Below are 11,909 nucleotides of genomic sequence, written 5' to 3' on the forward strand. Positions count from 1 at the left end.
GCGCGGCCCCGTCGATAACCTCTTCAAGAGTGCCATTCGCGCGGGGGAATCCCGCGGCCTAACGTGCCAGAGAGGAACCACAGAGTGTCCATAAAACTGCGTTTAATGTTGCTGATCGGCACCGGACTACTGACTGCGTTGATCATGAGCCTGGTCAGTTACCTGGGGAACGCCCGGATGGCCGAGGCCGTGGGCAACGACAACGTCAGCATGGCCGCGCTGCGCAATCACCTCGAAGCCGACATGATGCACGACGCGTTGCGCGCCGACGTGCTGTCGGCCATGTTGGTGGGCTTGAACAAGAGCACCAGCAGCAAAGCCGAGGTGCGCAGTTCCATCGAAGAGCACACCCAACGCTTTCGCGAAGTGCTCGGGGAAAACCTCAAGCTGCCGGTCAACGACACCATCAAGGCCGGCCTGAACAAGATCAAGCCCAGCCTCGACACCTACATCGGCACTGCCGAGCGTATCGTCGGGCTGGCCCTGGAAAACCCGGAAGCCGCGCAACAGGAACTGGGCACGTTCAACAACGCCTTCAGCCAACTGGAAGACCAGATGGAGGCCCTCAGCGAGTTGATCGAAAGCGACACGCAACAGACCAGCCAGGGCACAGCGCTTGCCATCAGCAACGCCAACCTGACCCTCGGCGGCGTGCTGATCGCCAGCCTGTTGTTGCTGCTGGCCCTGGGGCGTTCGGCGATCCTGAGCATCATGGGCCCGTTGCAAACCGCCAGCCGCATTGCCGAGAGCATCGCCCATGGCAACCTCAGCGAGCCGATTGTCGAGCCCACCCACAAGGACGAAGCCAGCGCCTTGATTCGTAGCCTGGCAACCATGCAGCGGGATTTGCGCGGCATGATCGAGGTCGTGCGCAGCAACGCCCACGGCGTCAGCGGCATGAGCGAACTGCTGAGCAACGGCTGCCATGAGGTGGCCGGCAGCAGCCAGCAGCAAAGCGCGGCGGCCAGCACCATGGCCGCGGCCGCCAGCGAAATGACCGCGAGCATCGAGGAAATCACCCGGCATGCCGAACGGGCGCTGAACATGGCCAATCAGGCAGAAGCCCTGGCCAAGGACGGCGGCCGGGTGATCCATCAGGTGGTCAGCGACATGGATGGCATTGCGCGTTCGGCGCAGCAGTCGGCGCAGGTGATCCGCACGCTGGACAAGGAGTCCGAGGGGATTTTCAACATCATCCAGGTGATCAAGGGCATTGCTGACCAGACCAACCTGCTGGCACTCAACGCCGCCATCGAAGCCGCCCGCGCCGGCGAGCAGGGACGCGGTTTTGCCGTGGTGGCCGATGAGGTCCGCAGCCTGGCGGGGCGCACCAGCGCTTCCACCCAGGAAATCGCCAGCATGGTCGCACGGATCCAGCAAAGCACCCGCGAGGCGGTGATCAGCATGGAGGAGGGCGTGGCCCAGGTCGACAAAGGCATGGCGGTGACGGCCGATGTCGAGCGCGCCATCCGCGAGATCCTCGATGCCACGCTGCACACCACGCAACTGGTCAATGACATCAGCCGTACCATCGGCGAGCAAAGCCTGGCCAGCAACGAGATCGCCCATCAGGTGGAGATGATTGCCGGCATGTCCGAAGGCAACAGCAAGGTGATCGGGCAGACGGCTTCGACCACGGATGAGTTGTCGAGCCTGGCGGGGCAGCTGTCGCAGTCGGTGGATCGGTTCAGGCTTTGAGGTAGAGGTTGCCTGACAGGACGCCATCGCGAGCAAGCTCGCTCCCACAAGGGCAGGGGTGTACACAAATGCTGAGTACATCCAATCCACTGTGGGAGCGAGCTTGCTCGCGATGGCAATAGTCCAGACAACGCTGGACCAATGGCCTAAAGATACTTATCCGTCACCGCCCCCTCCGAAGCACTGGACACTGTCTTCGCATACTTGGCCAGCACCCCGCGCGTGTATTTGGATGGCGGCCGCACCCAACGCGACTTGCGCTCGGCCAGCACGGCATCGGACACATCAACGGTAATCTGCCGGGTTTGCGCATCGATGATGATCCTGTCGCCATTCTCGACCAGCGCAATCGGCCCGCCTTCAAAGGCTTCCGGCGTGATGTGACCGACCACGAAACCGTGGGAACCACCGGAAAAACGCCCGTCGGTGATCAGCGCCACCTCCTTGCCCAGGCCCTTGCCCATGACCGCAGACGTCGGGGAGAGCATTTCGCGCATGCCCGGCCCGCCCTTGGGCCCTTCGTAGCGGATCACGATCACCTCGCCGGGCTGCACCTCGCCATTGAGAATGCCGGCCAGCGCACCTTCCTCGCCGTGATAGACCCGCGCCGTGCCTTCAAAGCGCAGGCCTTCCTTGCCGGTGATCTTGGCCACGGCACCGGTGGGCGAGAGGTTGCCGCGCAGGATGACCAGGTGCGAGTCCTTCTTGATCGGCTGGTCGAACGGCCGGATCACGTCCTGGCCGGCCGGGTAGTCGGGCACGCCGGCGAGGTTTTGCGCCAGGGTCTGGCCGGTGACGGTCAGCACATCGCCGTGCAGCATGCCGGCATCGAGCATGCGCTTCATCAGCGGTTGAATGCCGCCGATGGCCACCAGTTCGCTCATCATGTACTTGCCGCTGGGGCGCAGGTCGGCGACCACCGGGGAGATCTTGCCCAGCTCGACGAAGTCATCCAGGGTCAGCTCGACATCCACCGCGTTGGCCATGGCCAGCAGATGCAGCACGGCGTTGGTCGAGCCGGCGAGGGCGATCACCACGCGTATGGCATTCTCGAAGGCTTTGCGGGTCATGATGTCGCGCGGCTTGAGGTCGAGCTTGAGCAGCTCCATGACTTGCTGGCCGGCGCGGAAACTGTCCGAAGCCTTGTCGCCGCCGATGGCGTCCTGGGAGCTGGACCCGGGCAGGCTCATGCCCAGCGCCTCGATGGCCGAGGCCATGGTGTTGGCGGTGTACATGCCGCCACAGGAGCCGGGGCCGGGAATCGCCACTTCCTCGATCTGCTTGACCTGGATCTCGCTGATGTCGCCCCGCGCGTGCTGGCCCACGGCCTCGAACACGGAAATGATGTCGGTATGCCCGGCCCCCGGCTGGATGGTGCCGCCATAGACAAAGATCGACGGACGATTGAGCCGCGCCATGCCGATCAGGCAGCCCGGCATGTTCTTGTCGCAGCCGCCGATGGTCACCAGGCCGTCGAAGCCCTCGCAACCGGTGACCACTTCAATGGAGTCGGCAATCACCTCGCGCGATACCAGGGAATACTTCATGCCTTCGGTGCCATTGGCGATGCCGTCGGAAATAGTGATGGTGTTGAAGATCACGCCCTTGGCACCGGCGGCATTCGCGCCTTTTTCGGCCTCGAGCGCCAGCTTGTCGATGTGCATGTTGCAGGGCGTGACCATGGCCCAGGTGGACGCGATGCCGATCTGCGGCTTGTCGAAGTCTGCATCGGTAAAGCCCACGGCCCGCAGCATGGCGCGTGCCGGTGCGGCCTCCACGCCGTCGATCACTTGAGAGGAGTACTTGCGCAGATCGTCTTTGTCGCTCATGACTTGTCCTCACCGGCTCATCTGAAGACCACTGAGTATAGTCGCCGATCCGCCGTCACCTCGTGCACCGGCTTCTACGGCACTATCAGTGACCGGACCATCGAGTCGGGAACAGACGCGCGGGTTAGCCTTGTCGTGATATTCTTCGCAACAACTTGGTTTGACCTATTCTGTTTACCTGTCCTCGCGACGGGCGAACGAATCACTGTCGCTCAAGTAGCTGAAGCCAATAAAGATAAAAAGTCAGTTCAGAAGGGACAAAAAACTGGGGTCGATGCGGTTCATCGGCCTTGTGTGCCCACCCTGCAATCCTTGAGTGCCGCATCCGTGACTGCCGTGAAACACGGGGCTGTGCGCGTGAGGATGGAAGGGCGGATGGCGTTTTATCATAGGTGCTACAGATGTTTAAGAAAGTGAACACAGCCCTGCTGGGGCTGGCCTTGTCGTTGGGGATGACGACAGCCCAGGCTGAAGAAGCCAAGAAAGTCGACGTACTGCTCATTGGCGGCGGCATCATGAGCGCGACCCTGGGTGTCTGGCTCAACGAGCTGGAACCTGGCACTTCGATGGAAATGATCGAGCGCCTCGACGGCGTCGCCCAGGAAAGCTCCAACGGCTGGAACAACGCCGGTACCGGTCACTCCGCCCTGGCCGAGCTGAACTACACCCCGGAAGACGAGAACGGCAAGGTCTCGATTCCGAAGGCCGTTGAAATCAACGAAGCCTTCCAGATCTCCCGTCAGTTCTGGGCCTGGCAGGTTCAGCAAGGCGTGCTGAAGAACCCGCGTTCGTTCATCAATTCCACGCCGCACATGAGCTTCGTGTGGGGCGATGACAACATCAAGTTCCTGAAAAAACGCTACGACGCCCTGCAGGCGAGCCCGCTGTTCGCTGGCATGCAGTACTCCGAAGACCCGGCTGTGATCAAGCAGTGGGTGCCGCTGATGATGGAAGGGCGTGACCCGAGCCAGAAGGTCGCGGCCACCTGGAGCCCGCTGGGTACTGACGTGAACTTCGGCGAAATCACGCGTCAGTTCGTTGCACACCTGCAAACCACGCCGAAGTTCGACTTGAAGCTGTCCAGCGAAGTGCAGGACATCACCCGCAACGAAGACGGCAGCTGGCGCGTCAGCTACAAAAACCTGAAAGACGGCAGCAAGACCGAAACCGACGCCAAGTTCGTGTTCATCGGCGCCGGCGGCGGTGCCCTGCACCTGCTGCAGAAGTCCGGCATTCCTGAAGCCCGGGAATACGCAGGCTTCCCGGTGGGCGGCTCGTTCCTGGTGACCGAGAACCCGACCATCGCTGAACAACACCTGGCCAAGGCCTACGGTAAGGCTTCGGTGGGCGCACCGCCGATGTCGGTTCCGCACCTGGACACCCGCGTGCTGGACGGCAAGCGCGTGATCCTGTTTGGCCCGTTCGCGACCTTCAGCACCAAGTTCCTGAAAGAAGGTTCGTACCTGGACCTGCTGACCACCACGACCACCCACAACGTGTGGCCAATGACCAAGGTCGGCATCAAGGAATACCCGCTGGTCGAGTACCTCGCCGGCCAGCTGATGCTGTCTGACGAAGACCGCCTCAACGCCCTGAAGGAATACTTCCCGAACGCCAAGGCTGAAGACTGGCGCCTGTGGCAAGCCGGCCAGCGCGTGCAGATCATCAAGCGTGACGAAGCTGCCGGTGGCGTGCTGAAACTGGGCACCGAAATCGTCGCGTCGCAAGACGGCAGCATCGCCGGCCTGCTGGGCGCCTCCCCAGGCGCATCGACCGCCGCACCGATCATGCTGACCGTGCTGCAGAAAGTGTTCAAGGACAAGGTAGCGAGCCCTGAGTGGCAGGCAAAACTGCACCAGATCGTACCGAGCTACGGCACCCAGCTGAACAACAGCCCCGAGAAGGTTGCTCAAGAGTGGGCCTACACCGCCAAGGTGCTGGAACTGACTCCGCCACCGGTGATCGCGCCGGCTGTAAAGCCAGTGACTGTCGATACGGATGCGAAAGCGCCGAAGGCTAGTGCTGCGAGTGATATGGCTCTGTAATTAGACGCCGGATCAAAAAAAGCCCACTGAACCGGCGACGGTCAGTGGGCTTTTTTCGGTCTGGAGACTCAGATATTTCCTGCAGTGAACTGGGCTTGCCCCTCAGAAGTGCCATCGTTAATCTCCTTCGGCCGCTGCCAATTCAGCGACCGGGTGTGGTAGCCCGATTTTCATAGGAGCCCAATCCATTGGAGTTCCAAATGCTCAACGAAAACGCTCACTCATCAGAAACCCCAAGTTCGTCAGATTCCGATATTGAGTTCGTGTCCCGCAAACCGGTAGGGGCCGAGCGCCGTCCCAACCCCATCTTCACCATCGCCCCCAACGTCAACAACGAAACCCTGCTGGTTCACGCCTGTGAAACCCTTGCCTCGGCCAGTGTCATGGCCAGTGAACTGGCGTTTATCCTCAACGGCCCTAAATGCAATTTGGCGTTGGGGATTCAACAGATGATTGCCTTGGCGGAGTTGTCGGTGAACCGCGTGCTGGATCAAGTCGATCCGCAGTAGCAGGCTAGGGCAGTTATTGGCCTGAAGGGAAAAAGCCCACTGAACCGGCGACGGTCAGTGGGTTTTTTGTGGGCGATGACCAGAACATGCCGAAAAGCTGTTTACTTAAGCGTGTCTTCAGCCAGAGAGAAACCCGTGGCGAGGGAGCTTGCTCCCGCTTGAGTGCGTAGCACTCATAAAAAACGGCATTGTTGTCTCATTTTTTTGGGGCCGCTGCGCAGCCCAGCGGGAGCAAGCTCCCTCGCCACAAAAAGCAGGTGTGTCTGAGGCATCTGCTTAGGTGAACAGCACTCTCTCTATGCCGCATATATCGGCAATCCCTGTCATCAATTGCCAAGTATCTGACGCTCAATGTGAAGCAGACAGGTTGGTCGTGACGATACTGGTTTGTTTACCCACCTCGGTAAGGCGAAACCGTAAGTCTGATACCCCTTCGCCCTGGCGGGAACATGTAGGCGCAAGCCTGCTCCGGGCGGAGTTCCGACGATGGACTCAAGTGCGCTGCGTTTATCCAGTAAACACGCGTAATCGTTAACGACCATCGCGAGTAGGCTCGCTCCCACAGTAGTCAGTTGCATCTCGATAAAACAATCATAGAGAGCGCAGAATGAAGTTCAGTTTTATAGACAGCCGCCAGCCGAGCCGCCGGCGGGTTTTACGCGATGCGTTGACGTTGGCGTTGGCGGCTTCGCCGTTGGCAAGTCTCGCCAGGGCCGCCGAGGAAAACACTGAAGAAGTGACCTTTGCCGCGGGCCCGCGACCATTGGTGCAATACCCGCAAAAACGCCCGTTGACCCTGGTGACCACGCGCCCGCCGCACCTGGAGACGCCGTTCTCTGTCTTCAATGAAGGGGCCATCACGCCCAATGACGCGTTTTTCGTGCGTTACCACCTGGCCAATTTTCCGACCAGCATCGATCCGGACAGCTACCGCCTGACGATCAAGGGCCTGGTCGACACGCCGCTGTCGCTTTCCCTTGCCGAACTCAAGGCGCTTGCCGAGCCGGTGGAGGTGGTGGCCGTCAATCAGTGTTCGGGCAACAGCCGTGGCTTCTCGATGCCGCGGGTGTTCGGCGCTCAGTTGGGCAATGGCTCGATGGGTAATGCGCGGTGGCTGGGGGTGCCGCTCAAGGCGGTATTGGAAAAGGCGGGGGTGAAGGCCGGTGCCATGCAAGTGACCTTCCGTGGACTCGATAAACCCGTGCTGCCGAGCACGCCGGAGTTCATCAAGGCGCTGGACATCAGCCATGCCATGGACGGCGAGCCGATGATCGCCTGGTCGATGAATGGCACCGACCTGCCATTTCTCAACGGTTACCCGATTCGTCTGGTGGTGCCCGGTTATTTCGGCACGTACTGGGTCAAGCACCTGAGTGAGATCGAAGTCGTCGACCATACCTATGACGGCTTCTTCATGGCCAAGGGGTATCGGGTTCCGGATAACGATTGCCTGTGCATTGCCCCCGGCACCACGGCGGCGAACACCCAACCGATTTCCAGATTGCCGGTGCGCAGTTTCATCACCAGCGTCAAACACGGCGATGTATTGCCGCTGAACCAAAGCCTGGTGCTCAAGGGCATCGCGTTCGATGGCGGCGTCGGAGTCAACAAGGTCGAGGTGTCGATCGACGGCGCAGCCACATGGCGCGAATCCACCCTCGGGCAGGACCTGGGCCGTTTCTCCTTTCGTGAGTGGACGATTCCGATCACCTTTACCAACAAGGGCGCCACTCAGTTGATGGTGCGAGCCAGCAACAGGGCCGGCGAGACGCAACCACTGCAAGCGGACTGGAACCCCGGTGGCTACCGACGCCACGTCGTCGAAACCCGCCACGTGACCGTCGCCTGAGGAGGGCTGCATGAAATTTTTGACCTCCCTGCTGTGCGCCGCCCAGGTTTGCCTGATGACCCTGGCTGACGCCGCGCCACTCTCGATCACCTTGCCGCCCGAAACGGCAGCGTTCAAGCCCAGTTCGCTGCCTGGCTACCCTTTGGCGCAGCAGAAGTGCTCCATCTGCCATTCGGCCGACTACGTCAGCTTCCAGCCGCCCGGCATGAGCCTGGCGCAGTGGACCGCCGAAGCGGGCAAGATGCAGCACGTCTACGGTGCTCCAATCAGCGACCAGGACGTGAGTGTGATCGGTGCCTACCTGGCGGCCACCTACGGCAGTGCCAAGGCCAGCGACGCCGATGTCCAGGCGGCCTCGAATCCGCCGATGGAGCCGCCGAAGGTGCCGGTGGCAAAAGAGGCTTCGGTTTTGCTCAAGGACAACGCGTGCCTGTCCTGTCATGCAATCGACCATAAGGTCGTTGGCCCGGCCTATCACGATGTGGCGGCCAAATATGCCAATGACCCGCAGGCGCTGGTTCGGATCATGTCCAGCATTCAGCACGGCGGCAGCGGGAAGTGGGGGGAGGTGCCCATGCCGCCCTTCGCGCAGTTGAGCCCGGACGACCTGAAAAGCCTGGCGACGTTCATCATGAGCCAGTGAGCCTGACGCAAAAAAGCCCACTGACCATCGCCGGTTCAGTGGGTTTTTGGGTGAGTGCGATTTGTTCAATCCATCGAGGGGTTGACGGCACTGAAGCGCCTGAGAATGTCCTGGTACATCTTGGTCCGCCGGTGATTGCGGCCATATCCCCCCGCAGCGGCGACGGTGCCGGCCTGGACGTGGTCCAGGTACTTGAAGATTTTGCCGGGCGACAGAAACACCACCTTGTAGCCGAGGCCGATCGCGCGGTCTTGCAGCTCATAACCGGGCACCCGGTCATCGATCTGGAAATGCAGACCCTGCTGCTTCATCAGCCTGCAATTCCACAGGGTGCAAAAGCTTTTCAGGTGGGTTTCGGTGTAGGGCTTCGGCTCTCTTGAGCGCAGGCCCAGGGAGAGTTTCAGGCGGCGAAATTGGTGCTTCGCGAAGCGTGAGGTGAAGCGCCAGACAGTTCTTGGCAATCCACGATTGAGTTGTTCGGTGCAGCCGACCGCGATGACATTTCGGTCCCTGGTGCAGTGATCCATCATCATCGTAAAGATGCTGGCATCGAAGACGAAGGTGTCGGTGTGCATCAGGAACAGATGGTCGGTATTGATCCTGGCCAGCGCCATGTCCAGTGCCTTGCCATGGGCGATGTGGCCGGGTTCTTTGGTGGGGGCATCGCGTTCGATCAGGTTGATCCAGTCCAGTGAGCGCAGATACTCGACGCTGGCGTCCGCCGAATCGTTGTCCACCACCCAGACGGGTATGCCGGCTTTGCGTGCAGGCTCACGCAAAAGGTCCAGGCAGATCCTGGTCAGATCGAGGGTTTTGTAATTCACCAGCACGATGCTGAACGGCGGTTTGGCGCTTGTATCGACACGGGCCATCTTCGAAATGCTCGACTACCTGAAAGCTTCGAAGACTAAACAAGCAACCTTAGCCCAAGCTTAATTTCACCTGGGCTATCGCCGCCCGCCACGTTAGAACGTACCTGTGCGCACCTCGCCGCTGCGGGTATAGTGGGCGATCAGCACACCCCCGGGCGAGCTGATCGAGTTCAGCAAGGTGAAGGCCGACGCCTGTGCGTTGTCGTCGAACAGGCGCTTGCCGCGCCCCAGCAGGATGGGATGAATCATCAGCCGCAACTCGTCCACCAGGCCGGCGGCGAGCAGTTGGCGCACCAGGTCGCCGCTGCCCTGGGTCAGTAGCCGAGGACCGTCCTGGCGCTTGAGCGCGCTGATCGCGTCGATCAGGTTGCCCTGCAGCGCATGACTGTTGTGCCATTCCAGTGAATCGCCGCGATGGGTGGCCACGTGCTTGGGGACGCCGTTGAACAGATCGGCAATGGTGTGGTGGGGGGAGTCGGCCGAAGCGTGCGGCCAATAGGCGGCGAAGATGTCGTAGGTCCGACGCCCCAGCAGTAACTCGAACGGTTGCGAGAACAGGTCCTGTACGGCCTGGCCGGTTGTCTGGTCGGCGTAGGGCACGATCCAGCCACCGAAGCGGAATCCGCCACTGGTGTCCTCTTCAGGCCCGCCGGGCGCTTGCATGACGCCGTCCAGGCTGATGAACGCGGCAACGGTCAGTGTGCGCATGTTTTTCTCCTGATTCGTCCTGGTGAAGGAGGTTGGACAGGGGCGTCTGCGATCAGTCGAGAGATTCCCTGCCGGATGGTCGTACCTCTATTTGAATATGCCTGCGCCGTAACCAGCGGCGATGACAATGAGTGCGAGAAAACAGATCAATTGTAGGCAAAAGAAAGTAAATCGAACCGCCACGAAGCTGTCGGTCTGCACATGGGATACGTGAACCAGAGACTGACACACACGAGCGATCAGGATGATGATGGACAAGTAGCTCACCGCAGGGCCGTCGATACCCAGGGCGGAAATCACGAACACGATGACGCCAAAGACCGGCAGGTTTTCCACGCAGTTGGCGTGTGCTCTTGTCCCGCGCCGGTACCAATCCTCGCCTTCGAGCTGATCGCTTCGGAAAGAAGCGATCGGAACCTTCGAGAACAGGATTCTGACCCAGCGATAGACCCCGACGGTTGCCATCAACAGCAGCAAGGTCCAGGTCGCAAAGCCAAGCAGCATCCACATCGGAGTCGTCATGGCTGCCATCCTCGATCAATCATTTTCAACACGTCATCCCGATGTCGCGCGACCGACGCGCGGTCGGTCGCTCCTTGTCGATCACTGGCCCATGATCGGTGCCAGTGCGGTCTGGACCCTGGACATCTGTGCCGGGGTTGTCATGCGCGCAAGCAGCCGGCCAAAGTGCGGATGCTGCACGCCCGAGACAATGTATTGCCAGCGGTAGGCGCTCAGCACGCAGGCCCTGATTTGCGCGGTCTCATCGGCACTGAACGATCGTGAAGCATTTCCCATGAAGTAGTCGGCATCGGCTGCCGATTGTGCCTGCAGGATCGCGTCGACGGCCGCCACCAGGGCAATCAGATCGTTCACGGCCTGGTCGCGCTCGGCCGGGGAGAGTTTCGCGTGCTCCGCCTCCCACTCCAGTTCATCGAGTACGACGTGGCGGCTTTCATCCTTCCAGTGAAACTTGAAGACGTCCTTGAACAGTGGGCACAACTCCTCGCGCGGGGCGATGCTCTGTACGTAGTGCGTCTGAACGAACAGCTCGATATGACAGGTCAGCGCCAGTACCGCCCAGGTGCTGGCCGCCAGCACCGCGCGGGCCACATCGTTCGGATCGGCAACCTGACGATATCCCGCCGGCAATCGAGTTCCCATCATCGTCTCGATGCGCCGGAACAGTTCCTGATGTTTGATCTCGTCGTTGGAAAAACGCACCAAGGCTTCGAGTGCAAGCTGATCGTCAAATACATGGGCCCGACCCTGGTCGAGCATCTTGGCACTGATAAAGCGCTCGACCAGGCCAAAAATGTACGCATAGGTTCGACCCTGAATCTGGCTGAGCAGGCGTGCCTCGTCTGCGCCGAGGAAGGTCAGGCGGTCGATCCTCGAGAGTCCGTCGGGCAGGAATTTGCGCGAGAAGTCGAAGCTGCGGTCCTGCAGCAAGTCGCGGTCGATCTGCCATTCCGCTTTCTTCGAGGATCTGACGAGTTGCGCATAACGGGCGGCGTTGCCCGAGTCCGGGCGGGGCAGGGTGGCGGCGGTGTTCATACTGATCTCCGGCTGGCGTGGTCGAGTTGGAATGGGCCAATTACGGTTAGCGCGGGAGTCAATGACAATCGGTGAAGCGTCTGGGGATCGTCTCGATCACTGAGTCCGCGTTGGTGCTAATCTAGGCCTCGCCGTTCAGGCGGCGAATGACCAGTGCGCCTGATTACATGCTCGGGACTCCGGAAAGGAGGGCTGGCAA

The 11,909-nt window shown here is 60.7% G+C and carries 10 protein-coding genes and 1 pseudogene; 6 read left to right on the top strand and 5 right to left on the bottom strand.

Annotation, left to right across the window (positions count from 1 at the left end; genetic code table 11):
• Positions 1-84 precede the first annotated feature (84 nt).
• Positions 85-840, top strand: a pseudogene (locus AC3WN7_RS22210) (MCP four helix bundle domain-containing protein); the annotation flags it as partial.
• A 132-nt stretch (positions 841-972) separates the two neighbouring features.
• Positions 973-1,698 (top strand): methyl-accepting chemotaxis protein, encoded by a 726-nt coding sequence (locus tag AC3WN7_RS22215; protein ID WP_407802995.1) that lies wholly within the window; start codon positions 973-975, stop codon positions 1,696-1,698.
• Positions 1,699-1,844: 146 nt separating this feature from the next.
• Here the strand turns inward: AC3WN7_RS22215 and ilvD are convergent, their stop codons facing one another.
• The gene (gene ilvD, locus AC3WN7_RS22220) at positions 1,845-3,527 is read right to left on the bottom strand and encodes a dihydroxy-acid dehydratase (protein ID WP_102674930.1); all 1,683 of its coding nucleotides are present in this window, start codon (positions 3,525-3,527) and stop codon (positions 1,845-1,847) included.
• A gap of 401 nt (positions 3,528-3,928) precedes the next feature.
• Here ilvD and mqo point away from each other — a divergent pair, with 401 nt between their 5' ends.
• The 4 genes from mqo (at position 3,929) to sorB (ending at position 8,573) form a co-directional block, all read left to right on the top strand.
• On the top strand, positions 3,929-5,572 hold the full coding sequence (gene mqo, locus AC3WN7_RS22225) for a malate dehydrogenase (quinone) (RefSeq protein WP_102674931.1): 1,644 nt from the start codon (positions 3,929-3,931) through the stop codon (positions 5,570-5,572).
• A 200-nt stretch (positions 5,573-5,772) separates the two neighbouring features.
• Positions 5,773-6,081: a DUF6124 family protein gene (locus AC3WN7_RS22230; protein WP_102674932.1), complete on the top strand. Its 309-nt coding sequence runs from the start codon at positions 5,773-5,775 to the stop codon at positions 6,079-6,081.
• 607 nt (positions 6,082-6,688) lie between these two features.
• Complete coding sequence (gene sorA, locus AC3WN7_RS22235; protein WP_102674933.1) at positions 6,689-7,930, top strand: SorA family sulfite dehydrogenase catalytic subunit; 1,242 nt, start codon at positions 6,689-6,691, stop codon at positions 7,928-7,930.
• A 10-nt stretch (positions 7,931-7,940) separates the two neighbouring features.
• Positions 7,941-8,573, top strand: coding sequence for a SorB family sulfite dehydrogenase c-type cytochrome subunit (gene sorB / locus AC3WN7_RS22240; protein ID WP_102674934.1), 633 nt, complete (start codon positions 7,941-7,943; stop codon positions 8,571-8,573).
• Positions 8,574-8,638: 65 nt separating this feature from the next.
• Here sorB and AC3WN7_RS22245 read toward each other — a convergent pair whose 3' ends face one another.
• From AC3WN7_RS22245 to AC3WN7_RS22260, 4 genes are all read right to left on the bottom strand, one after another.
• On the bottom strand, positions 8,639-9,445 hold the full coding sequence (locus AC3WN7_RS22245) for a glycosyltransferase family 2 protein (protein ID WP_095967227.1): 807 nt from the start codon (positions 9,443-9,445) through the stop codon (positions 8,639-8,641).
• Between the two features lie 93 nt (positions 9,446-9,538).
• Positions 9,539-10,153 (bottom strand): dihydrofolate reductase family protein, encoded by a 615-nt coding sequence (locus tag AC3WN7_RS22250; RefSeq protein ID WP_095967201.1) that lies wholly within the window; start codon positions 10,151-10,153, stop codon positions 9,539-9,541.
• Between the two features lie 87 nt (positions 10,154-10,240).
• A complete protein-coding gene (locus AC3WN7_RS22255; protein WP_102674948.1) occupies positions 10,241-10,675 on the bottom strand; it encodes an MAPEG family protein in 435 nt (144 codons plus the stop codon).
• A gap of 81 nt (positions 10,676-10,756) precedes the next feature.
• Positions 10,757-11,710: a diiron oxygenase gene (locus tag AC3WN7_RS22260; RefSeq protein ID WP_095967200.1), complete on the bottom strand. Its 954-nt coding sequence runs from the start codon at positions 11,708-11,710 to the stop codon at positions 10,757-10,759.
• Positions 11,711-11,909: the final 199 nt, after the last annotated feature.

This window comes from Pseudomonas sp. FW305-70 (assembly GCF_058783925.1).